The organism is Anaeromassilibacillus sp. SJQ-1, from assembly GCF_046693725.1.
GTDB lineage: Bacteria > Bacillota > Clostridia > Oscillospirales > Acutalibacteraceae > Anaeromassilibacillus.
Map to the genome: position 1 here is coordinate 1 of NZ_JBKEIV010000035.1, position 25,669 is coordinate 25,669.

At 48.6% G+C, this 25,669-nt stretch carries 14 protein-coding genes; 4 read left to right on the forward strand and 10 right to left on the reverse strand.

The annotated features are described in order from the left end of the window. From ACGCCZ_RS09020 to ACGCCZ_RS09035, 4 genes are all read right to left on the reverse strand, one after another. On the reverse strand, positions 1 to 5,175 hold a 5,175-nt coding region (locus ACGCCZ_RS09020; protein ID WP_411655845.1), incomplete at its 3' end, for a beta-L-arabinofuranosidase domain-containing protein. A gap of 705 nt (positions 5,176 to 5,880) precedes the next feature. Next, entirely contained in the window at positions 5,881 to 9,360 is a 3,480-nt protein-coding gene (locus ACGCCZ_RS09025; RefSeq protein WP_411655846.1) for a hypothetical protein, read from the reverse strand. Next, entirely contained in the window at positions 9,306 to 12,947 is a 3,642-nt protein-coding gene (locus ACGCCZ_RS09030) for a carbohydrate-binding protein (RefSeq protein ID WP_411655847.1), read from the reverse strand. Before ACGCCZ_RS09030 ends, ACGCCZ_RS09025 begins: the two co-directional genes overlap by 55 nt. Beyond that, on the reverse strand, positions 12,836 to 15,793 hold the full coding sequence (locus ACGCCZ_RS09035) for a TIM-barrel domain-containing protein (protein WP_411655862.1): 2,958 nt from the start codon (positions 15,791 to 15,793) through the stop codon (positions 12,836 to 12,838). The genes ACGCCZ_RS09030 and ACGCCZ_RS09035 overlap by 112 nt, the downstream gene beginning before the upstream one ends. Before the next feature lie 1,246 nt (positions 15,794 to 17,039). Here ACGCCZ_RS09035 and ACGCCZ_RS09040 point away from each other — a divergent pair. Beyond that, positions 17,040 to 18,758 carry a DUF262 domain-containing protein gene (locus ACGCCZ_RS09040; protein ID WP_054324706.1) on the forward strand — a complete coding sequence of 573 codons (1,719 nt, stop codon included), beginning with the start codon at positions 17,040 to 17,042 and terminating at the stop codon, positions 18,756 to 18,758. Between the two features lie 252 nt (positions 18,759 to 19,010). Here ACGCCZ_RS09040 and ACGCCZ_RS09045 read toward each other — a convergent pair whose 3' ends face one another. From ACGCCZ_RS09045 to ACGCCZ_RS09070, 6 genes are all read right to left on the reverse strand, one after another. After that, positions 19,011 to 19,247, reverse strand: a complete 237-nt coding sequence (locus tag ACGCCZ_RS09045) for a helix-turn-helix domain-containing protein (protein ID WP_054324707.1) — start codon at positions 19,245 to 19,247, stop codon at positions 19,011 to 19,013. A gap of 1 nt (position 19,248) precedes the next feature. Continuing rightward, complete coding sequence (locus ACGCCZ_RS09050; protein ID WP_054324708.1) at positions 19,249 to 19,677, reverse strand: RNA polymerase sigma factor; 429 nt, start codon at positions 19,675 to 19,677, stop codon at positions 19,249 to 19,251. 456 nt (positions 19,678 to 20,133) lie between these two features. Continuing rightward, positions 20,134 to 20,319 carry a cysteine-rich KTR domain-containing protein gene (locus tag ACGCCZ_RS09055; protein ID WP_009260154.1) on the reverse strand — a complete coding sequence of 62 codons (186 nt, stop codon included), beginning with the start codon at positions 20,317 to 20,319 and terminating at the stop codon, positions 20,134 to 20,136. A gap of 1 nt (position 20,320) precedes the next feature. After that, a complete protein-coding gene (locus ACGCCZ_RS09060; protein WP_054324709.1) occupies positions 20,321 to 20,743 on the reverse strand; it encodes a YjdF family protein in 423 nt (140 codons plus the stop codon). Then, positions 20,740 to 21,264 (reverse strand): PadR family transcriptional regulator, encoded by a 525-nt coding sequence (locus tag ACGCCZ_RS09065; RefSeq protein WP_054324710.1) that lies wholly within the window; start codon positions 21,262 to 21,264, stop codon positions 20,740 to 20,742. The genes ACGCCZ_RS09060 and ACGCCZ_RS09065 overlap by 4 nt, the downstream gene beginning before the upstream one ends. A 68-nt stretch (positions 21,265 to 21,332) precedes the next feature. Further along, positions 21,333 to 22,709: an MATE family efflux transporter gene (locus tag ACGCCZ_RS09070; RefSeq protein ID WP_411655848.1), complete on the reverse strand. Its 1,377-nt coding sequence runs from the start codon at positions 22,707 to 22,709 to the stop codon at positions 21,333 to 21,335. Between the two features lie 193 nt (positions 22,710 to 22,902). On the opposite strand from ACGCCZ_RS09070, the gene ACGCCZ_RS09075 reads away from it, so the two are divergent. From ACGCCZ_RS09075 to ACGCCZ_RS09085, 3 genes are all read left to right on the forward strand, one after another. Beyond that, on the forward strand, positions 22,903 to 23,424 hold the full coding sequence (locus ACGCCZ_RS09075) for a PadR family transcriptional regulator (RefSeq protein WP_054324713.1): 522 nt from the start codon (positions 22,903 to 22,905) through the stop codon (positions 23,422 to 23,424). Positions 23,425 to 23,700: 276 nt separating this feature from the next. Next, the gene (locus ACGCCZ_RS09080) at positions 23,701 to 23,958 is read left to right on the forward strand and encodes a hypothetical protein (RefSeq protein WP_054324716.1); all 258 of its coding nucleotides are present in this window, start codon (positions 23,701 to 23,703) and stop codon (positions 23,956 to 23,958) included. Between the two features lie 3 nt (positions 23,959 to 23,961). Further along, positions 23,962 to 25,614 (forward strand): DUF4368 domain-containing protein, encoded by a 1,653-nt coding sequence (locus tag ACGCCZ_RS09085; RefSeq protein WP_411655849.1) that lies wholly within the window; start codon positions 23,962 to 23,964, stop codon positions 25,612 to 25,614. Positions 25,615 to 25,669: the final 55 nt, after the last annotated feature.

Genomic DNA, 25,669 nt, shown 5'->3' on the forward strand with positions numbered 1-25,669 from the left:
ACCTGGCAGTGTCGTATAGACGCCCGTGCTCTGGCCCGGTGTGCCGGTTGCATAGACTCTGTAGTAGTAATCGTTTCCAACCTTCGCCACAAACTGCGTCTTGAGAACGCTGCCGTTGCCTACTGTAAAGCCCGGCGTCTGGTTGTTTCCATTTACCACCGTCATCTTGAAGCAGTATGCGCTGCCTCTCTTGAGCGTGAAGTTCACTGTCGTGTCACTCACCACATGCGCCTTCTGGGTCGAGACGTTCTGTGCCGCAGAAACGACGCCTGCCGCCCCATAGGAGTTGGAGGCATTCACAGAACTGCTTCCCTTTCCTCCCTTGTTGCCCGGCTTCGGGTTGGGCTTCGGCGTCTCCGCCTTCTCCAAACCTGCTACAGCTGCTTCCAGATTTACATATACCTTTGCGATTGTCTGGTTGTTCGCGGTTTCATCCCCGGCGACTGCCTTTGCTACCTGTAGCGCCGCCTCCAGGTTTGCCACACTGCGGTCCGTATAACCGTTCAAGTCGATCGCTTCTGTCTCTTCGATGAGCTTCTGCAACTCTTCTCTGCTTGGGATCTTCCGCAGGGCTGCCATTGCTTCCGCAAGCTTCTGCGCCATTGCATCCACTTCTTCCTGTCCGGCCTCCGGATTCCCAAGCATCGTCTCTGCATCTTCCAGCACTCCATTAAAGGTCTGGAATGCCTCGTCCTGGATATAACTGTCCATATCCAGACTCCTTGCTTCATCGACCACGGTCTGGAGCGCCGACAGGTCTGCACGGTATTTCAGATTTTCAATCGCCTTCTGCAAGTTCTCATATGCCTTGTCCACTTCCGCCTTCAGCGGGTTCTCTTCCGCATAGACGTCCTTTGCCTCATTCAGCGCTTCCTCAAAGCCCTCCGTGCTGCTCGGCTTGAATGCATCCAACTTCTCCGCCAACTGCTCTGCGATTTCAATCAGCGGCAGCAGCACTTCCTTGTCGCCTTCCTCGAATTCCAACAGGTGCATCGCTTTTAGCAGCTCGTCCCAGGCCTTGTTGACCTCTTCCTGGGTTGCGGCTGGATCGTCGTAGACCTCCTGCGCGTTGGTCCGGGCATTCACAAAGATTTCCCGTACTTCCGGTACCAGCCGGTCGATGTCCTCCTGCGTAACCTTGTTCGCCTCATCCAGGACAATCTTCAAGATGTCCTTGTCCACCTTCGTAAAGGTAAAGCGCAGGCTTGCACTCTCATTCGGCATCGTGTAGGTGTACGTAAAGCCGTTTGGTTCAAACGGGATGTCCTCCCCGTTGAGCTGTGCACTGGCGAACGCGCCGTCGGTCGGGGTGAAGGTAAAGGTCAGATCTTCACACGGCATCACTTTCGCGCCGTAGATTGCATCCGTGGAGATCACCACATCTGCATTTCCTTCCACTTCCACCGCTGCATTGCTGCTCCACTGTACGGTCAACAACTGCGGCTCCTTCTCAGTCTCCTCTACAAAGTGAATCCGATAGGTACGTTTGCTGTCCTCAATACCTATGGCCCAAACGGTAATTTCTGCTGTTCCCGGGATGGACTCTGCCTGTTGGATAGAAATTCTTGCATAAGGTTCTTCCACTTTTGCACTTACAGTTGGAATTTCGTTTCCCGACGGCACTTTGACGGTATATTCCAATACATCGTTGTCAAAATCGGACAGACTCCTTGTAACGTGTGGTACATCCACCCATTCGCCGTCTTTTTCATATTGAATTTTCCAGGTGTCCGGTGCAATGACCCCACTATCCCAAGCACGGTACCAACAGATTTCCGCCTGCTGAACAGTAATGGGCTCTGCAAAATCGTACTGTACCCAGTGTTCTCCGCTGTTTGGATAAGTGGACCAAGTGAATTTCGCGTTTCCTCCTTCGTCAGAGGTATCCCATCCTTTTCCGTCATTAACCGCATCCAGGCTGGTCCAAGTGCATGTGTAGGAAGCGCTGACAGTTGCATCCTGTTCTGCATATGTTCCGTCTGTCTTCTGTAGGCGGAATTCCTTCATACCGACTGGTTTATATCCGTCCATCAAGACACGGAAGCTTTGGGCAGTAACTGGGGTAAAATCGGCTACATTGAGTACATCGTATTCTGTTCCATAGGGTTTGTTTCCATAACAGACCTCCTGAAGCGGGATGTCCTGGAAGTCTACAACACCTTTTTCACCCTGGAGCTTCCACTCCATAATCCCCGAAGCAATTTTCTTTATATCATTTTTAATATTGAGGCGAATCTTTGTTGTGATGATCGGTTCAAATTCATAGGAATCGTATGCATTTTTGGAGAAATAATTGTACTCTTCAACCGGTTTAACCGGTACAAACGTCTCTCCATCCCAATAGGCAATTTCCAAGCCGTCCGGAATTTGTACGCCACCGTTGTCATCATACCATTTGATGTCACATCCCCACAGACTGACCGGTTCTTCAAAGTCATACTGCACCCATGGATTGAGCGGCGTCTCATAGGATGTCCAGCGCGCATCTGTTCCATCATTGAGTGCCTCTATGGTATCGTACTGAGAAACCGCGGAAGCAGAAGGCGTCGCATAGCTTTCGAGCGGGAATTCGACACGTTCCTCACGGATATGAATCGCCATTGCGCCACTGTCACGGTTGTCCCATGCGTAGTAAGGGGTCATCACCAAAGGCGCATCCAGGTCCTGCTCATCAACCTGCACCTTAGCATTTGCTACAATCTGCATGGTAGACTTGATCTGATAGGGATCTTCACTCGGTGCCTGGGCAAGGAGGATCTCTTCATCTGTCAATGGGCGAACGGTAACATTATCCGCTGTAACCTCCCGGTTGTAACTGCGCAGACCGATACGGCCCGCCTGATGCTCCAAGTCTTTGAAAGAGCCTACCTTTTCTCCATCGACAAAGAACAGAAACGTATTCTGATAAGCAAGTACTTTCAATGTATACGTTTTCCCAAGCTCAATATCCCAGGTTTTCTTTCCGAATCGTGTCCAACTGCCATTTGCTTTTCCGTACTCTGCGCCTTCCAGGCCAATTCCAAAGTAATAGCCGTGGTAATTGTCCGGTCCGGACCCCTCCTGAGAAGAACGGACTAGCACGCCGGCATTTCCCGAATCGGTTCCGTCTTCTCCAAGAGTTACCTGCGCCTCTATAGCGAAGTCACTCCAGGCCTCGTCTCCTGCAACCAACTTATTGTTAGTCCCCTTCTCCATATGGACTTTTCCATTGGCAATTTCAATGGTCTGCGTATTGTCAACATTGAGCCAACGGGAGGACGCCGCCTGTGCATCTTCAAAATCCTCATTCAAATTTGCCTCAACATAGGGCGGGTATGTAATGGGGCGGTCGAATTTTTCATCCTCCAAATTCTCGATCCATTTGGTGGTAAAGGTCGCATCTTTGGGCAGATAATACTGTGTGACCGGATATTCGTTGTCCACATCTTCTGCTGCATAAACGATGGGTCCACGTTTGACCGCGACTCTCCCCTGATTCGCCTCTACACGTGGATCGGAATAGACGCGTTTTGTCTCCATTGTAAAATTCAGATCAATCGAATCGCCTTCGTTCCATGTGCGATCCAAGACAACATATCCCTGTTCGTCCGGCTCGGCAGAGACCGTTTCTCCATTTACTGAGAGGGTGTTTTCATCCGTTGCCCAAGAGGGAACTCGCAGGCGGAAGGTGAATTCTGTAGGCTGATCCACATCCACCGCAATGGATACCGTCCCTTCCCAGGGCATATCGGTATCTGTATGCAGGCGGACTGTTTTGCCGTCCACTTGTAGTGTGGCTTCATTGCCAATGTATAAGTTCTGTGTGAGAATATCCCCCTGTTGGGTATAAATATATCCGCCCAAGGATTCCACTGTGCGCATCAGGTTTGGAGGACAACAGGCTGTACCAAACCATTCGGAGCGATGTTTACTCCCATCGCTGCTCATGGGGTTGCCATAAAAGAAGGTTTCGCCCTCAAAATCCACACAGCTGATGATACTGTTGTACAAGCCGCGTTCCACAACGTCTGCATACTTGCTGTCTCCATATAGGAGGTTCATCCTTTGATTGAACATCACATTGGCAATGTTGGCGCAAGTCTCGCAATAAGCGGTATCATTGGGCAGATCGTAGGCACTTCCATAACCTTCATTGGCTGGATTGGAGCCAATTCCACCAGTGACATAGGTCTTTTTGTTTTCAATATCATCCCACAAGGCGAGCAGCGCCTCATCATACCGGCCATCCTGTTCTAAAAGATTGATGTCGGCCATTGCTGTATACATATATCCTGCACGCACAGCATGACCGACCGCCTCTTTTTGTTCTGTAACGGGTAGATGATCCTGATCGTATTCGCTATTGTGATTTGTTCCATGGCGGTCTTCAAAATCTCCGCGAGTATCCAAGAAGAACTCTGCCAAAGCGATGTAATCCTTTGCCTTATCCGAATACTCGCCGCCAATCTCCTCGCAAAGGTTTGCCAGCTTCACGAGAGCAAGTTCGATTTCCTGATGGCCCGGTACCTGCTTCCACTTTCCTTCTCCAAACAGGGAACAAACATAGTCCGCATTTTTGATGGCCATATCAAACAAACGAGTATCTTTGCCGCCCGTTGCGCGATAATGTGCCACAGCGGCTTCATAGAAGTGCCCCGCACAGTAGAGCTCATGGAGATTAAAATCCCACCATTTAGGTGTATTGCCATTGGCCCCTAATATAAAATAGGTGTCAAAATATCCATTCTCCTCTTGTGCGTCCATATAGTAGGGAATCCATTCTTCCAATTTGTCTCGGATATACTGTTGCCCCGCGAGGATCTCCTCATCTCCCATCGGGTCGATCTGCAACGCATAACACATGGATTCCAAAACCTTATGCACATCGGAGTCCACGTAAAATGCCCCTTGAAACGCTTCATATGCTTCACCACGGTGCATTTTAGCTGCATTGATGATATTCGGTATTCCACCGCTTGCCTTTTCAACGTTGGAAATGCCAGTAGGAATAACCTTACAGATAAACTGTTTCTGACGCGCAGTCCAGAAATCATCTGTAATTTTTACATGAGTAAAATCGACTGATTTTGCAGGTTCCTGTGGTTCTGTAGCTGAGGCTGGCGCAGCAAAGGCCGGTGATGCGCTAGAGAACAAAATGGTCGCACTAAGCAAGCACGCTGCAAGTTTCTTTTTCATAAAGCTCCTCCTTTTAACATGTTTCTTTTGATATATAACCTTTTAGTTCGCATGAACCTCCTTTCCGTCTTTCCTTGTTATTTACATCATAGCCACAAAAATTTAGCTTGTATTTATAAAAAACAAGTGTAAATATACAATTTTTTAGCATTTAAGTGTAAATTAGAAGTAAAACATAGTAGAACGATGCATAGTGAAAAGAGAGAATAAAATTTCTTTTTGAAGGCCATGCAATGGGTTTTTGTAAAGAATATTACATGCACATCGTCTACAGAATCATGGACTTAAATGAAGTACTATAATTGACAATTCATTCCTAGTCGAGTTCTTTGATCGGATCAATAAAGAAAGTTCATTTTTTGTTACATGTTTATCCAGAATATAAAAGAAACCCGCTCCGACTAAAACCGAAGCGGGTCTTTTGCCTTTATTCAATTGCGTTCCACCAGGGTCGTCTGAACCCACACCGTCCCTTGAATGCTTCCTCTCTTCTCAGGACGGTTATCCGTATGTTTGGTTTCTGTCTTTAGGCTTATCCTTTTACAAACACATCGGCTATGCGATAGGGCAGTAGATGCCCTTCTTCTCCCACAAATGTACAGCGTCTTTCGTACCTAGGATATTGCCTACGAAACTCTTTGCTGCTGGTTACTGGGTTCGATCGGATGTAGTCCGCCTTTCTGCCGTTCAGAACAGATTTGGTACTCAGCCGATTGTAACTGTGCAGTGTTTGACTGCATTCTGTCCCGGCAGTGTCGTGTAGACGCCCGTGCTCTGGCCCGGGGTGCCGGTTGCATAGACTCTGTAGTAGTAATCGTTTCCAACCCTCGCCACAAACTGCGTCTTGAGAACGCTGCCGTTGCCTACCGTAAAGCCCGGCGTCTGGTTGTTTCCATTTACCACCGTCATCTTGAAGCAGTATGCGCTGCCTCTCTTGAGCGTGAAGTTCACTGTCGTGTCACTCACCACATGCGCCTTCTGGGTCGAGACGTTCTGTGCCGCAGAAACGACGCCTGCCGCTCCATAGGAGTTGGAGGCATTCACAGAACTGCTTCCCTTTCCTCCCTTGTTGTCCGGCTTCGGGTTGGGCTTCGGCGTCTCCGCCTTCTCCAAACTTGCTACAGCTGCTTCCAGGTTTACATATACCTTTGCGATTGTCTCCTTGTCTGCGGTTTCATCCCCGGCGACTGCCTTTGCTACCTGTAGCGCCGCCTCCAGGTTTGCCACACTGCGGTCCGTATAGCCGTTCAAGTCGATCGCTTCTGTCTCTTCGATGAGCTTCTGCAGCTCTTCTCTGCTCGGGGTCTTCCGCAGGGCTGCCATTGCTTCCGCAAGCTTCTGCGCCATTGCATCGACTTCTTCCTGTCCAGCTTCCGGATTTTCAAGCATCGCTTCCGCATCTTCCAGCACTTCATTAAAGGTCTGGAATGCTTCGTCCTGGATATAGCTGTCCATATCCAGGCTATTCGCTTCATCGACCACGGTTTGGAGTGCCGACAGGTCTGCACGGTATTCCAACTTTTCAATCGCCTTCTGCAAGTTCTCATATGCCTCGTCCACTTCCGCCTTCAGCGGGTGCTCCCCGGCATAGACATCCTTTGCCTCATTGAGTGCTTCCTCGAAGCCCTCCGTGCTGCTGGGCTTGAATGCATCCAGCTTCTCCGCCAACTGCTCTGCGATTTCGATCAGCGGCAGCAAAACTTCCTTGTCGCCTTCCTCGAATTCCAACAGGTGCATCGCTTCCAGCAGTTCGCTCCAGGCCTTGTTGACTTCCTCCTGGGTTGCGGCCGGATCGTCATAGGCATCCTGTGCGTTGGTCCGGGCATTCACAAAGAGTTCCCGTACTTCCGGCACCAGCCGGTCGATGTCCTCCTGTGTGACGTTGTTCGCCTCATCCAGGACAATCTTCAAGATGTCCTTATTCACCTTCGTAAAGGTAAAGCGCAGGCTTGCGCTCTCATTCGGCATCGTGTAGGTGTACGTAAAGCCATTTGCCTCAAATGGAATGTCTTGCCCGTTGAGCTGTGCACTGGCAAACGCGCCATCGGTCGGGGTGAAGGTAAAGGTCAACTCTTCGCCCGGCATCACCTTCGCGCCGTAGATTGCATCCGTGGAGATCACCACGTCCGCGTTTCCTTCCACTTCCACCGCTGCATTGCCGCTCCACTGTACGGTCAGCAACTGTGGCTCCTTCGGTTCACCCTTCTCTACATGTACAGTCATATCCTGGAGATCACACGAAATCTCTTCTCCGCTCCAGCATCCCATCGTCACATCTTGGATTGACAAGGTATAATCTCCCTCTGCCAAATCGCTGTCCGTCGTGAACTTCGCTGTGAACAGGCTGTCCAAATCGGGCGGCAATCCTTCGCCGGTCTCTCCCAAATACAAGAACTTTACCATATGTTCATCGTCCTTGATGTTGTATGCAAAGTATCCCGTTACGTTTTCATTTAACGTGACCCTCTCACAGTTCATCCCTTCCGGATAGATCAGGCTCATCTGGAACGACCCTATGGGCTCTTTCAGTTCTTCCAGTCCGCTTATGGTATTCTTCACCATAAAACTACTGTCTGTCTCCACCGTCTCCGGTCCATCCAGTCCCATCTGCACGGGCGCTTCCGCAATTGACATGGTGCTGATGTCTTCCAGAATCAGCTGGTCCATCGCAAGATTGTTGCGGCTGATGTTCATGTTCTGGTCGTAAATATTGCCATTATAATTGTAGGTAAAGGTAATGGTATGCTCTCCTTCTGTCAAGTGCATCCTCATGCGGGGTGAACGATAGAATACATTGTCAAATGTAATCGAGAACGACATGGTGCCATAATCCTCACCGTCCAACAGGACCGAACGGATTGCCGCATAGTTTCCGCTGGTGGTATCGCCACCATTGTTGTACAGGGCGCTCACCAGATAATCGCCTTCAACTGGGACATTGACCTTGAAGGTGATGTCCGTACCACCGTTGGGACGGTTATCCTGCACATAACCGGTCCCGGAATAGCCCTTGATGGAGTTTGCAAAGCAGTCGCTGTTGTAACTTGCATCCTCTGCCTCATACTTGAGGACCGTCCCCTCCGGATTCCAAACGATAGGTTCGGAAAGTTCGGACGCAATCCCGTCTTCGTCCACTGCCACCAGGGAATAGCTTCCATAGACATCCTGTGGAATGGTATAGCTATCCTGACCCGTTACATCAATATATTCCGTACCGGTCCAAAGCTTGTAGGTGTAGCGTGTATCCGGCGTCCAAGACAGCACGCCATCTTCGAGCTGCATTTCCGGCAGTTCTGGGCAGATGACCAAATTCTCTTGTTTGAGATTTACTTCATTGTATTCGCCGCTGTCCTCTACCACGATCTCAATGGTATAGTTGCCCGAAGCGTCCGCAGGGAATACATAGTCCGGACCCTTTTCCTCTCCGTTTACCTTCAGGGAAGCGACGGAATCACCCTGTCCGGAAACCTTGAGGGTCAAGGTCGCATCACGATACGTATAATTGCTCAATTCAAACGGTCCGACCATCCAATCCGGAACATACGGTGCAAAATGGATGCCGTCCAGATCATACGTCATACCAAATAATACTCGGTAGTAACCGGCCAACTGACCTGCTACCGACCACAGCTGGCGGTGCGCATCATTGCCCGCGCCCGTTTCGTAGTTAATAACCTCTTCGTTGGAAAGGTTTCTTGCCGCCCCGTACATGATGGATTTCATAATCTCGCCCGCAAGCTCATGATTCCCACCGACCATTGCCGCTTCCATCAGGGCCGCTTCCCAACCGGGCCACACGCCGCGATTGTGGTAAATCGCACTGAAGTTTTTGCCGGTCTTCTGTGGATAAACGGTATCCGCACCATATTTGACAAGCGGATAATTTTCCATCAGTTTTTCGGCCATTTCCGGGGTTGCAATGTCAAAATAGACCGCATACCCGGCTGCAATGACATCCGTCTTTTCTGCGAGGACATTGCCCATATATTCCGGATACTGCCAAGAGGAATAATATCCATGTTCCTCCATCCAGAAGGTATCGTTAATCGCCTGCTTGAGTGCTTCAAAATGCTTGGCCCATTTTTCTGTCTCGGCCGGGTCCTTTCCAAGGATTTCCGAGGCCTGCTCCATTACCTTAAACGCCACTGCATACTCAATATTGGTATTGCAGGACTTGGATTCCATGATGTCGGAGAAATAGCCCTCGTCCATCCAGTCGGGATACGTTTTAGAACGATGGTCAAGACCGGAAGTCTCCCCCTAAAGAGGCCAGTATTCGGGTCATAGTTTACATGGAAGTCCTTTTCCAATGTATATTCGGTCACATCATAGACTTTTTCCAGGAATTCCGTATCCCCTGTGGCAAGGTAGGTCTCCCACGCAGCCATAGCTAGGATAATACAATCCGTAGAAGCTGGATACGAACCACCGGTACCGGTATCCTCCACCCACTCCTGCGGGTCGCCTTGGATCTTCTGTAGCAGGCTGTTGCCGGACTGCTCCGGGAACGCCCACGCCAAAGAATACTGAACAGACATCGCCGTATCACGCGTCCAGACCTTGTTCCAGTTCGCGCCAGTATTGAATACTTCGACCTTTTCCCCTGTGTGGACGCTGGTTTCTGTAAAGATGTCCTCCAGGGACTCCTGCAACGCCATATTGTACAACGCCTCGGAGATCGGCATATTTTCTGCCGTAAACTGTGGCAGTCCGGAGATGTCCTCGGTCAGTTTCCAGGTATTATTTTCATAGGTGGAATGCAGTTCTTTCCCGCTGTCGGCGGTCATGGTATACGGACCATCGACAATCTTGTCGGGGTAAATATCGTAGTCAAAACGCGTGCTGTTCAGCGTGAAGTGTGCACTGTACCAGCTGTCCGGCGCTTCGTCCAGCTCCACCCGGTTTTGGGAGTCTTGATTTTCAAGCGCTAAAGAGAGCGTATCATCCAATAGACTGGTAACCTTGGTATATCCGCTCACATTGCGAAGAATCCACTTGCCGGAGTCGCCCTCTCCGCTTTCAGCCATACAGGCTGCAAAGCCGGAACCATCATTGACAATATAGTTGCCGGTCGCCCGGTTCTGGATGGTATAATAGCCATCCTCATCCGGAATAAAGTCCCAGCTATATGCATCGATATTGTCGCTGTCGATATTTCCAGCGTACTTGAGTACGCCACTTCCATCATCTGTCAGATACTGGTTTTTCCAACGGTTGACCATGGAGACACCTTCATAGGACGGTATTTCTACCGGAACAGAAATGGTGAAATAATTGATGTTCCAACCCTCGTGTGTCACGTTGAAGCGGATGGTTTGACGCCCTGCCTCCAACGGAACCATAACTTTTACGTCGGTATACGTCTGCCAGCCCCCTGTAAATGGAATGGTGGCCGACACGCCATCCGGCGCTGCGGTGGTCACGATGGACACGCCGTTCGGAGAACCCTGTACCCCTCCGTCGGTATTTTGACTTGCTACGCGCAGTGTAAACTGGTAGGTGCCTTTTTCCATGACGAGAATGTCGTCATAATAGAAGTAGTCACCCGCATCTGTGTTGCCGACATTCTGGCCGCCCTCGCCGCAACTTTCCACTTTGACGCCCGCCTTGTCGCCCATGGCTGGGTCGCCGCCTTGGCCGTCAAAGTCCTCTGCTTCGATCTTTGTCACGCCGTCCGGTGTGACGACTGCCTTTGCCTCGGCCTGAATATCAAAGTAATTGAAATTCCAACCCTCATGCGTCACATTAAATCGGATCGTCTGTAGGCCAGCTTCCAGAGGAACATCCAGATAAATATCGGTATAGGTCTGCCATGCGCCCGTAAACGGGATTGTGCCGACTACGCCCTCGGGCGCCGCCGTTGTCAGGATCGTCACTCCATCCGGAGAGCCCTCCACACCGCCGTCGGTATTGTTGCTTGCAACCCGAAGGCGGAACTGGTAGGTGCCTGCTTCCTTAACATAGATATTGTGGTAGAGCATGTAGTCGCCCGCGTCCGTACTGCCGACATTCTGGCCGCCTTCGCCGCAACTTTCGACCTTGACGCCCGCCTTGTCGCCCATGGCCGGGTCGCCGCCCTGCTCGTCGAAATCCTCCGCTTCAATGCGGGTGACTGTATCGCGGCTGACCACTGCCTTGGCCACGGTTTCAATGTCGATCAGCTCTACGGAGAGTGTCACCGCCTTAGCTGGCATCACGAAGCTGTAGGACTTGTCTGGAATAATTTTTCTGACATCCAACTCCATTCCATCTGCACTAACAGCCTTGACTTCTTTCACTGTCTTGCCCTCCGGAATATTGGAGACGGAAACGGTCACCGTTTCGCCCAACACGGCCTGCGCCGGCGCGGTCAAAGTAGCTTCCTGGCCGTCCGCCACCTGGATCGCATAGGTTTCGCTCGGCCGTTCGGCGTCCATCTTCCACAGCTCCACGTTGTCGATCTGCATGGAGGTGTTCCCAGGAGCCTTACAATAAAACGCGATATTAACTTGGCCGTCCGTTACTTCAACCTCCGTGGAGAATTTCTGATAAATGCTGTTGAATGGGATATTGACCAGCGTCTCCTGCTCGCCGTTATAGCCTGTCAACTCCATTCGGCTGATGTCAGCCGCTGCATTGGACATCTTGACCGTCGCATTCACACGGTAGACCCCATCCGGCAATCCTGTAACCGTCTGGCTGAGCCGGCCCTCATAGGCGCCCGAGTTGTAGAAATAGAACTTGTAGTTGCCGCCGAACGCGTCGTTGTTATCCACGCCATGGCCCGCCGTCCCGGAGATATTCTCCACCGTCCAGCTGTCCAGGCTTCCGTTTTCAAAGCCGCCGTTCGGGACAGGCATCTGAGTCATAACCATGGGCTCGCGGCTCACCGTCGCGCGGTCGAGATTGATGTTCGCCGTATCGCCTTCCTGCACAAGGACGGTAAGGGTATTTTCCCCTGCGTTGAGGTGAACGGTCACCGGAACCTCATCCCAGAGGGTGAAATCCTTCATACTTGCGAAAAACACCTGCTGCGCGTCCTCTTCGTTTCCGTTTGCATAGACGCTCATCGTCTGTGTCGCGCCAGAACCGTTGGCATACCGCAGGAATACCGTATAGTCGCCCTCCTCCGGTACTTTGATGTTGGAAAAGCGCACGCCGTCTCCTGCATCGTGCAGCCATGCCACATAACCAGAACCTGTGTAGCCGCCGAATACGGTTTCGCTCTGCGCGTTCCCCAGGATCTCCGCGTCTTCCGCTTCGAATTCATACGTGGGGATCGACGTGCCGTGCAGCGTTATGGCGGATGCCTTAGCTGTATCGGGCACCTTCACATAACAGATCTCGCTGGAAGCATCAGCATAATAGCCGGACTCCGCCGCCTGGAGCGCTTCCAGGGAGTCATAAGCGACAAGCGGCTGACCGTCCTGCTGGACGGAGACGTCTTCATACGCCGCCTTGTGGAACTGCATCAGGTAACTGCGCGGGGCAATATCTGTGTAGCTCCCGGTGCGTTCGCCGATTTGGAAGAAAATCGACGTGCCGTCTCCGTCCACCTTGACGTTGCAGGTATACGGAGTCGTCGTGTATACCCCATTCTTATAGGCGTCTGTTTCACCGTCATCCTCATAGAGGACAAAGTCAAAACTGCCGTCCTCCAACGTGGGGAACACGTCCAGCGTCAGGACGTCCACCGGCTTTTCGCCGACATATTCCATCTCCGGCTGCATCGGGATAATCGAGCCCGCCTTGACAAAGACCGGGAGCAGCGTAACCGGCGCAGAATAGCGCAACGTCCCCCACCGCCATAAACGGTCTTGCCATTGCTGTAATCGTACCAATCGCCTTCCGGCAGATAAACCTCTTTGATGGTGGAATCTTCCACCACCGGGGCCACCAGGAAACTGGGGCCATTCATAAACTGGGTATCTATGCTGTAAGTATTCGGGTCATCCTGGAATTCCATAGCCATAGGACGCACGAGCGGCACGCCCGTTCCGCCTTCTCCAAGGCCCTTTTCAATCCCGATTCCAATGATATTGTCCGCTGTAAGCGAATACATATAGGGGATTAAGCGGTAACGCAGGTTGATGTACTCGCGCGCTACATCCTCGCCGCCGTTCTCCCAGGGCTCTTTTGCGGGAAGCCCCACAGAATAATGGAAGCGGTGGATGGGGGTAAATGTGGCCAGCTGAATCCAGCGCTTGAACTGGTCGCTGGAAGGCGTGCCATTGAATCCGCCGATGTCGAAACCCCAATAATTGAAACCGGACAAGGACAAGCTGGTGCCCAGGCGGATCTGCTGGTACATATCCTCCCAACCGCAGCCGATGTCTCCGGTCCATGGAGAAACATAGCGGTGGCTCCCAGTGAAACCGGAGCGGGTTAACAGGAACGGGCGCTTCCCGTCTTCGGTCACCTTATTGTACATGGCTTCGTTGTGCTGGATGGCATAGACATTGTGAAGTTCCTCAATATCGCCCCACGCTTTGCCTTCCTCGTTCCAGCCCACCCAATCCGGGCGCATACGCGCCGGTTCATTCATGTCGAGCCAGAAACCTTCCACACCCTGCCCCAAGATCATGTTGTGCTGTTCGCCCCACCATTCCTGAGCTGCCGGGTTAAAGAAGTCCGTCAAGCCGGAGGAAGCGCCCCAAGGCCAAATGACATTCTTCTGGTCGCCTGTGCGGCTATGCATAAAGTAGCCATTTTCCACACCGTATGGGTAATCCTCCGGCTGGGCATCCGTAACGTTCGGGTCGTCTATCACACCCATACGTACATTGAGATCATGGAGTTTTCCAATCATCCCCTCGGGATCGGGGAAATTGGTGGTATTCCATTGCGTCGGGCTACACTTGTATTGATACCAATCAATATCCGCCATCATCATATCCAACGGGATTTCTTTATCGCGATAGGCCTGCGCCACGCGCTCGATGTCCGCCTGCGTATACCCGTAATGGCACTGGATGTTTCCATAACCCCATTCGGGCGCGAAGTATGATTTCCCGATGATGTCCGTGAAGGTCTTTGCAATCTGCTTCATGGACGGACCGTACATGAAATAGTACAACAGCTCCCCGCCGGGGGCCGGATTCAGCGCACCGAAGGAATAGGCGTCCGGGTCGGTCTTGCCGAAATCGAACACGGTGCGGCTCGTGTTGTCAAAATAAACCGAATAGCCCTTGGAGCTGATGAAGTGGGGATCGGACATATACCAACGGCCTTCCCCCGTCTCCTGGACATAGGAATCGCCCTCGTGGCCGGGGCCGTCATTGCTCCACATAATCAAACGCTGGCCGGTCTTTTCAAAGGCCTCGGTTTTTTCGCCCAATCCCCAGAACCGCTCGTCGGCCTGCTTTTTATTCTGTACCAAAATCTCTCCGTCCGTGCTCCAGCCCATGCTCTGTTCGCCGCCCTCGCAGAGCAGCTGGCCGTTCTTATCCCAATATGTGAGGCGGAACGGGCTCTTATCGATCTGCACGTCCACCGTGCCGGTGGAAACCATATAATGGTCGCCCCGGTCTTCCGCTGTTAGGGTTTCCGGAGCCACCGCCTCGTTCTGGACGGCAAAGGAATCATATTTGCGGTCAAAACGCTTGCTGGGTTCGCACCAAATCTTTAGCGCGCTGGGGGAAACGGACTTGATGCTGACCGCCGCGTTGTCGCATTCGAAGATCAGCTCGCTGTCGCTGGCGTTTTTCACCGAGACAACGTCGCCAATATACGTCCATTGGGCCTTTTTCAGCGTGATGTAGTCGACATTCATCCCACCGCTATCATCGCTGTTTTTGACCAAGTCAATGGTGTTTATTCCCTCCTTCAGCTCCACGGTGACCGTACGGTCTTCCCACTCTTCCCAACTGCCGAGGTCGCTAAAGCGAACCTTCTGTGCGTTGCCGTTGACGGAGCAGGTCAGTTTCTGCGCATAGGCATCGTTCTTTCCGTTCGCATACCGCACCACCATGGTGTAGGTGCCTGCCTGCGGGGTTTCCACATGGAAGCGGATACCCGCGCCGTTTTGTTCAAAACCAGCCGCAAAGCCCGTACCGGAATATCCTTGATGATCCGCCATCACCTTATTCCCATTGAGGGCTTCCGCCTCTTCCGCCTCGTACATATACGCTAGACTAATACAATCCAGCTTTACACCCGAACCCGTATCCCCGCTGTCGAGCGAAAAAGCAATGGTATTCTCACCTGCCTGTAGCGGCACATTTTCTGTCTGCGCCCCCCAGGTGTCCCAATTGATCATCTTTGACAACGTAGTTGTTCGAACCTTTTCACCGTTCACATACAGGCTTATAGTCTTATTTTCTCCAGAGCCATTGGAATAGCGCAGACGAACCGCGTAGTCTCCTGCATCTGGAACATCCACGGTAAACGTCACTTTGGAGCCAGTCCCCAAGCCATCGACAAAGCCGTCTCCTGAGAAGTCGTCCAGATTTTTGGCCGTAACCGCGTTGATAAGGGAGGCCTCTTCCGCCTCGTAAACCTCTTGGTCAATCGGCGCTGCCTGGACGGTTTTGGAGGTTCCCGCTTCTGTTGCCAGCGCCTGCGCGTTTCCCGTCAACAAGTACGACGGTGAAAAGAGCATGGACGCCGCCAGTAATATGGACAACCATTTCTTCTTCATTGCTTTCACTTTTGATCCTCCTTATCTCCGAATCCACACTGCTTACAGCCCCCTTTAGGGCTTCCTTTTCTGCATGGGTATCCCTCTTTTCTGTCAATTCATTTTGCAATGAATTTATTCTTCAAATTAATAGCTCTACAACAATAGAACCAAAAATACTTCTTTATGTCAATAGAAAATATTGCGTTTCTCTTGCATTTTTTGCCTCTGTAAGAATATTTTTTGTATTTCAATTTTTTATATCAAAAAATATGTCTCTATGCCTAACAATCTATTTGAATTCGATTTCTTTTTTGAACAAACTAGCAATTCTCCTTCTTTTTCATTCCAGCCTCGGAGCTGAAACCTGACTCCCCATATTTTCATTCTTTGGCTGGGCCGTGAACCCTGGCTCCTATTTCCAGCAGTTAAAAGAACTGGTTGAATTTATATTCTTGATAAGGGGAAACAAAGCCATTTGAAAAGGTAACAGATTTTTGCGATTCCCCTGCTTTTTGTCATCTTTTCTGCACAGGGCTTCAGCCTCAGCAAACAGCAACGGCAGGGGTGAATTCGCCCCTGCCGTTGCTGTGAAATATTTTATTAAGAAGGAATGTATGAATTCGAATAATCCGCCCTTCCCAATAAGGGAAAGCTTTCGTCCGGCTCCGGGAGGTAAAACACGGAGCCGGCTTCAGCTATTTGGGAAGGAATATGAAGAAAAGAACTTATAAGCTATTTATTTGCTCGCCGTCTTATGTATCATTCATGAACATATTTCTATCGGCGACTTATGAGCCTTTCGAATCAATTTATTTATCCGATTAACTTCGTTAAATATTAAAACAAATCTGTTGAATTTTGTCAATATCTTTATCGAAAATGATATAATAATCCAAATTTTTTCCGCTATTATGCAAATATTTTTCTTATATTATTGTATTTAGCTAGAAAAATCTATACTTTTTATACAATTCCCCTGGAAAATCAAAGCGGTTGTTCCCTTTTTACTTAGGAATCCATCGAAAAAGAGAGGCCCTCCTTTTGGGGAACGCTAATAAGGAAGTAGTAGAGATACCCCCAACTTAATAGCCGACAAACAGGGTTGCTAATGCTTTAGAAAAAGCCGGTACTGAATCAGATAAGACTGGGTCAGTACCGGCTTTTTTATGTTAGCAATTGTCGATAAATCATTATCGTGGTATAATTTTGTTAAATTATAGATGGGATGTTTTTGGGGAATATTTGAAATAGGAGGCAGATGAAAATGGCCTTTGATGCTCAACAGAAAAAAGTTAATGATGTTCTTTCTGGAGATGTCAAGTATGTAATTCCAAGGTATCAGCGAAAATATGTATGGCAAGAGAAGCAGTGGCGGGAACTCTTTGATGATATAAAATATTGTCTTGATGTTTCCAATGAGTACAAAGAAAAAGGTCAAGAAATTGAATGGACTCATTTTTTGGGAAGTTTTGTTTTTGAGCGTAGTGGGAAAGATCTAATCGTGATTGACGGCCAACAGCGTTTAACAACCATTACCCTTATGTTATGTGCTATATGTACACTTTTCAATGAAATAGGAGAAGAAGCTCGTTTTCGCGGTGTAACAAAGTATATTATTGGCACAGATGATATGGGAGCAGATTATGTACGAGTTGATAATCAAGACCTGAATAATTTCCAATTTATTGTTGCGGAATCAACAGAATATAACAGCTTACAATCTAAATCCAATTTGTTTTCCGGAGCATATTTGGAAAATTCACCACAAGACAATGTTAATGTAAAGCAATGCTTTTTCTTTTTCTATAATCAGTTTCAAGAGTTGATTCATAACAGTAAAGATGCTGCTGCTGAACTTGGAAACATTAAAGATAAAATTATGGGATTAGATGTAATAGACATCCGTGCTTCAAATCAGCAAGAAAGTTACAATATTTTCGAAATTCTAAATGCGCGTGGCGTTGATTTGAAGCAGCATGAGCTGATAAAAAATTACATTTTTAAGTATATTCATCCTCGCGCCAATATTGATACAGCCAAAATGAAATGGGATTCTACGGAGGCTAAACTGTATATAAATAGGCGATCAACATTAGATAGCTTTTTCACACATTATGTCTCACACCGATTTGAAAAGCCTAACAAGGATAATACAGAATTCCGAATTGTGAAGCAGTTCTGCGATCGCCAACATATGGGGGATTTTTTGGATGACCTGTATGAAAAGGCCTCCTTTTATCGGATGTTTTATTTTCCAGACGAATGCGACAATCCAATTATTAAAGAATCATTGCAATTCTTTTTGAGTAATAATCATCGACAATTCCGCCCATTATTCCTTTCGGTAATTTCCGCATACAAACGTCATAAAATCACAGAAAGCGAAGCGGAAAAGTTTTTTGTTTTTATCCGAAATTTCTATCTTGGATACGGTGTTGTGTGTAATGGTAAATCAAATACCATAGAAGATATGGTATACCAATATGCTCGTAAAATTGAAAATGAGGATGCTACCACTGCTTTAAACGAATTAAAATTAAAACTATACCAATATTACCCAGATTACAATACATTTGAAGCAAATTTTATACTTTTGGGATGGTCACACCGGGTAAAAAGTTATAAGACTCCAAGTCGGAAAAAAGAGGTTCAATACATCCTTTCTGGAATTGAAGAATACTATTTATCCTCCAATCAGGAACTAACTGTCCACAAATTCTCTATCGAACACATAGCCAATGATGACGGAACAGATACTCATTGTCTGATTGGAAATTTGCTTATGCTTGCAGAACCAATAAATGGCGGTGCTGCTGATAAAACTTATACCGAAAAGATTCCTTATTATAAGAGATCAAATTTTGTTTCAACAAAAAAATTTGTAGAACGTTACGGAGAATTAGCAGATTGGCCTGAGAGTAATATAACCAATCGCGGAAAACATATGGCAAAACTTGCATATGATACAATTTGGAAATTTTAATTTCTACGCATTTTAAGTTGTAACTATAAGGGATTGAATGTCAGGCTATTCCTGGTTGCCCATTCATACTGTAAAAGCCTTATGCTATCGGTACTTTTCCCCCTCTAAATGCGTAGACATAAACACCATAATAGCAGCGGGCGCAAGCGGATTTCTGCTTGCGCCCGCTTGGTTACCACGCAGCAAAGACGGAGGAAGCCGTCAAGGGCGCGAAGCGTTCATCTTGACCCTTGACGGCTTCCTCCGTCTTTGCTATTTCTTGACTACGATGGCTTCCACCAATTTTGCCTGTAAGCGATGCTTCATGTACTCATCAATGTCGATGTGCGGCAAACCATCTTTGTCACAGAGCGTTCGCGTACAAATCTTGTTGATGTAGCGGTCGTAGTACCGCAAGACGCGCTCCAATGCTAACGGATCACCGGCGCGGGCCGCTTCAATCACGTCCATTGTCAAAAGCACTCTGCCGTTAAAAGTTGGTTGCTTCATGTTAGTGCCTCACTCCTTTGGATTGTAAATCTTTTCGCAGTTCATTCAGTGTCTTTGTCCTGTGCCGCTGGACGGCGCTGCGGGACATTCCTGCAATACCACCAATCTCACCATCTGTCAGTTCCAACACACAATACAGAATCAAAATGCTTTGCTCCCGTTCCGGCAGGCTTGCAAAGGCATCGGCCACCAGCTCGTCCCGGATATACAGGTCGCAGCCAAAAACCGTGAACACAACACTGTCGCTTGGGTATTCGTCCACTGTGCAGAGCTTGTCCATTTCTTGCTGCGATAAGGCACTGAACTCCGTTTCACGGTTCCGCTGGCGGCACAAATCTCGCAGATAGGTTTTGGCCTCGTTGCGGAGAACGGTTTTGCAAAAAGCGTCAAACCGGCAGCGTTCTCCATAACTATCAGAGATATACTTCATCTTCTCACCCCCGATCCGCGGGAGAATGAGAAGTCAGAGTTGTTGCCACCACCCCTTGTGTCTATGTTGATACGGCAGTTTCGGCCCGCACCGAAAGACCGCCATAACAGATCAGCAAAAGTAAATGTAATATGCCGACAACTTACACCGTATAGTACATCTTTTTGTCCAAACCTCTCCAGTGCTGAAGATAAGCTTTTTTTGATAAGCTATATAGTCGATAAACAGACTGTATCAGCATGGTGGTCTCCTCCGTGGACTGCCGATCCTGCATAGAGTAAGCAAAGCAAAAACGGCGGTCTTGATTTCTCAAAACCGCCGCTAGGATGTGAAATAGAGCGCACAAAAACAACCTGCCCGGCAACGGTTTTTTCTTTCCCCGTCGGGCGGGATAATTGGATCATGTGTTAAGGAATAGAAAAAGCCGATAACTACAAGAAGAAATACTCTTGCAAGTTATCGGCTCTGCGTCTTAGCGTCTGGCTCTTGGATGATGGATAGATTCAGTTGTCTTACTGCAATTAAGGTTTCATGTTTGCATTTCGGGCAATATAGCGGAAAGTTTTCCAGAACTGTATCATCGCGGATTTTCAATCGCGTTTTGCTGCCGCAAAAAGGGCATAAAATCCATTCTATCTTCATGTTATCTTCCTCTGTGCTTGGCTTTCTTCTTTCCCTGCCGGATGGCAAACTGGCGGTCTTTCTCCGCCTCTTTCTGCTCACGGCTCTTGGTTTTCCGTTCCAGCTTACATTGCTCATGCTGGAGTTTCAACGCCTGCTGCGCCTTTGTTCCAATGCCTTTATCCTGCAGTTGGCTTTGAATTTCACGCTGCATACGTTTGGGATTGATTTTTCGCTCTATGGCTATCTCGGCCTGGATTGGAGGACTGAATTTCAGCTTATGCCAATTCTTCAGCAGAAACTCATAGACCTCGTAATCTTTGGGCTCTGAGCCAAAAGTGATTTTGCATACCTCGTACTTACCGTTATCTGTTCTTTCGTATAGACCGATCCAAAACGGAGCTTCAAACAGGATGGTCAAACTGCTTTGGGGGCCTGTACTCATTCTTCTAAGAACTGTCCTTCAAAGTGATCCAGCCATTCCAGAAGGGCGCGATAGAGAAGCTGCTGCTGCTCAAAAATCGTTCTCCCAACCAAAGGAATGTCTGCAAATTCCCGCGCATAGCCCTCGTTCGATTCAGCCGAGGACTGTATGCTCCGGCGCAAAGCCGAAACCAGCTCCAACGCTTCGGCTTTGTCCATCTTATTCAAATTGGTAATGACCACATTGAAATCGAACAACAGGGGCACCGGGCCAGCGGCGCAAGAGGCCATCAGCTCCTTGAAATACGCTCTGCCCTGATCGGTAATAGAATAAATGGCCTTATCCGCAAACTTATCACCCTTGACAATATCGCTTTGGAGATAACCCTTCTCGCTCAACTGGAGTACTTTTCGATAAATAGAGGGGACGCTTATTTTCGTCCAGCGGGAAAAATGGTGATATTCCACATCTTTTTGAATGTCATAGGCGCTTTGCGGTTTTTCCAATACAATACCAAGTATGACTAAATCTATTGACGACATAACGCCACCTCCAACTTTTACTATTAACAATAGTACTATTGACAATAGTAAAAGTCAAGGGGCGTAACTTACATTTCCGAATTGGACATAATCTGTTTTTCAGCCCTGGATAATTCCCGATGAAGGTGCAACGCCATAACCACAGTGATTACTACGGAAATTACATCTACAATGGGTTGGGCATATAGGATTCCGTTCATTCCCCATACCATAGGCAGCAGCAAAATGACAGGAATAAAGCAGATGCCTTGTCTGCATGCGCCCAAAAAGAAACCTGCCGCCCCCTTGCCCAGAGCAAGAAACAGAGAGGAGTATACCGTGTAGAAACCGAAAAGAATGAATGTAAGGCCGTTCGCAAATAGAGATTTTTGACCGGCTAAAATCATTTGAGTATCTCCCTCGGTAAATTGAGAGATAATCTGCGTGGAGAAAACGGCCATGACTAAGCCCACGACTAAGCAGAAACTTGTAGACCAAATGATTGAGGTTTTGATTGCTTCGCGCAGGCGATCAAACTTCTTTGCCCCATAGCTGAATCCGGCAATAGGCTGAAACCCTTTCAAAAATCCAAAGACAACAAGCGTTCCCATGGAGGTAATTCGCGTGACTGCCCCCATGCCTGCAATGACCGAATCGCCATAATCACCAGATGCACGGTTAATTAGCGCAATCGAAAGACTTGTCAGCAGTTGGAACACTAAAGTTGGAATTCCAATTTTCAAAATTTCCGCCATCATTTGTCCCGTAGGAGAAAACACTTTTACACTGAAGGAAAATGCGCTTTTTTTGCGAAGAACATAGGTTAGATAAACAAGTGTGGATACCATTTGCGAAATTGCTGTGGCAATTGCTGCACCCGCTACCCCCATGTTCAGAGCGTAAATGAAAAGAGGGTCCAATCCTATGTTCAATACGGCTCCCAGCAGCAAGGCGCACATGGTCGTCTTTGCGGCACCCTCGCTGCTTACAATGTTGTTCATTGTTACATTAAACACGTTGAAAATACAGGACAGCACATAAATTCTTGCGTATGTCAGGGCATACGGCATAATCGTTTCTGTTGCGCCCAACATCGCCAAAATTGGTTTGAGGAAAATCGTAGAAAACAGAATGATAATGGCGCCAATCAGAATACTGCTGTATAGTGCGGTGCTTGCCACCCTATTGGCGGTATCTTTATCTCCGCGCCCCAGTAGTCTTGACAGATAGGATGCAGCTCCGTTACCGAACATAAGGCCCAAACCAACCACGACTTGTCCCAAGGGGAACACGACGGAAATAGCACCCATTTGACTTTCGCCCAGACCGCCTACAAAATAGGCATCTACCAGATTATAGAGTGCATTGATCAACATCCCAATCATAATCGGTATGCCGAGGGCCATCAGAGCTTTGGGGATGGGCGCACTGCCCAAAAGCTCAAGTTTGTTGTTGCGTTCACTCATTGTTGATACTTCCTCCCAAAAGAATAAATTACAGTAGTATAAATTATAGCATACTGTAACGACCATACTACTATAAATTATAGTAGTTGTCAAGGGAGTATCACCCACTCTTGACAAAGACTATAAAATCCAATACTATAATTTATAGTGCTGCCATTCAAAATACGCACTGGAGTGGAAGGGAGTGATCCACATGGCTACCATTGATTTGATTGTTCTTGGAATGTTAAAAAAAGAGCCGATGAGTGCCTATGATATACAGAAGTTGGTGGAATACAGGAACATCTCTAAATGGGTAAAAATCAGTACCCCATCTATCTATAAAAAGACAATTCAGTTAGAGGAAAAAGGGCTAATCCGGGGCGAAGTCGTCAAAGAAGGCAAGATGCCGGAAAAGGCAGTTTACTCTCTGACCGAGGCTGGAGAATCCGAATTTGAACGGCTCATGTTTGAAATCTCTTCAAAGCCAATTAACATTTTCTTGGACTTCAACGCTGTAATTGTAAATCTGGATTCTTTACCGTATGAAAAGCAACGTGCATGCGTTACAGAGATTCAGGAAAACATTAATACTTTGAAAGCCTACCTGGAAGAAAATATAAAAGAAAAGGAATACGAACCTAGTATTCCGGCAACGGGTATGGCCGTATTGCGTCAGCAGTATGTATTGGCAGAAGTAATCCAGACATGGATCAATTCTTTGAATCTTGTTTAATCAAATCAAAATAACTAAAACAGCCAGTAACCTGCGGAGCAATCTAGCAGGCTACTGGCTGCTTTGATTTGAAAATGCTTTTTTTCACCTCTTTAGCGGGCAAATTCCGTCCTTTCTAGCGTAATATTGGCAAAGCAAAAAACAAGGGTTTGGGAAGCTCCCAACAAGCAAAAATCTCCGCTCCGGCAGCGGGCCGGAAACGGAGATTTTGCGGAAGTGTGGCCACACTTCCTATGCTTGCTCTGTTGTGGCTTCCCCGGAAAGGACGGGAACGGAATGGAAAGGAAACGAAGCACCAAAGAGAGCGATTATCTCCCAAAACGGGGAAATCCGCTGCAAGAAACCGTCTGTTATAAGCTAGGCGGGACGGTCTATGAAGTACATACTTCCTGCGGTGGGACGGAGCCACTCTATGACAAAATGGTGCGGCTCATTCGCTTGGAAGCCATTGCCACATCTGCTGACAAAGAAGATAAACCGCAGTATAATAAGGACAGCAACCTGTTTGTCGGGCGTTCATTACAGGAGGAATGAACCATGACAGCAAACACCAACTATCCCGACAACATTACCGCTTTATACGCCCGCCTGTCCCAAGAGGACGCGCTGGACGGCGAGAGCAACAGTATTGCCAATCAAAAGAAAATCCTTTTGAAGTACGCAACCGACAATGGTTTCCCTAATCCAACTTTCTTCATTGACGATGGTGTGTCCGGGATAACATTTGACCGTCCGGGCTGGAATGAGATGATCCGGCTGGCCGAAGCAGGAAAGGTTAGAACCGTCATTGTCAAGGATATGTCCCGCATGGGCCGGGACTATCTGAAAGTTGGTTACTATACTGAGAGCTTTTTTGCTGAGCGTGACATTCGGTATATCGCCATCAATGACGGCGTGGACAGCGACAAGGGGGACAATGATTTTACCCCGTTCCGTAACCTATTCAACGACTTCTACGCCCGCGATACCAGCAAGAAAATCCGGGCCGTCATGCGGGCCAAAGGAAACGCCGGAGAACACCTCTGCACCAATCCGCCCTATGGGTACATGAAAGACCCAGCAGACAAAAAGAAGTGGATCGTGGACGAGGAAGCCGCCGAGATTGTCAAACGGATTTTTGACCTGTGCATTGCGGGGAAAGGCCCTATGCAGATCGCCAAACTGCTGACCGCCGAATGTGTCCTGACCGTCAAGGCTCACTACGCTCAACGGGACGGGAAGCCGCTGCCAGAGAAGCCCCACAAGTGGAGCCCGAAGTCTGTCGCGGGGATATTGGAGCGGCCAGAGTATACCGGCTGCACAGTGAACTTCAAGACCTATTCCAAGTCCCACAAGCTGAAAAAGCGGCTGCACAATGCCCCGGAGGATCAGCGGATTTTCCCCAATACTCAGCCTGCCATTATCGACGAACAAGTCTTTGCACGGGTACAGGAGTTGCGGGAGAACAAGCGCCGCCCGGCCAAGCAAGCCGAACGGCAAGGGTTGTTTTCCGGTCTGCTGTACTGCGCTGATTGTGGAAGCAAACTGCATTTCGCCACAGGCAAAAACATGACGCCGCAGCAAGACTGCTATCGGTGTTCCCGGTATAAGAGCAATACAGGCGACTGTACCATGCACTTCATCCGGGAAGAAACGCTGAAACTGTTTGTTTTGCAGCGGATTTTCGATGTGACGGCATTGTTCTTTGACGATGCCATGGCATTTGAAGAAGCCGCGAGAAAGCAGCGTTTTCAAGAAGCGGAAAAAGAGGCCAAGAAACGCAAGCGTGAAATCGCCCAAGCGGAAAAGCGCATTGGCGAACTTGACCGGATTTTCAAGCGTATCTATGAGGACGACATCAGCGGGACGATCAGCCATGAACGTTTTTTGAAACTCTCCACTGACTATGAAGCAGAACAAAAAGAACTGACGGAGCAGGTCAAGGTATGGCGGGAAGCGGTAGAAACCTTTGAACAGGATCAAGCCGATTTCGCCAGCTTTGCAGCCATTGTGCGAAAATATGTGGGTATTCGTGAACTGACCCCCACTATCGTCAATGAGTTTGTGAAGAAGATCATTGTCCATGCGCCGGATAAGTCCAGCGGCCACCGCAGGCAGAAAATTGAATTGATCTGGAACTTTATTGGAGAAGTCACCCTGCCGGGCGATGATCAGACCGTGGAACGGCAAAGAAAAGGCAGGACGGCATGACCTTTCAGCCATACCGCCCTGCGACAATTAAATTACTTCCTTATGGGTGAGCGCC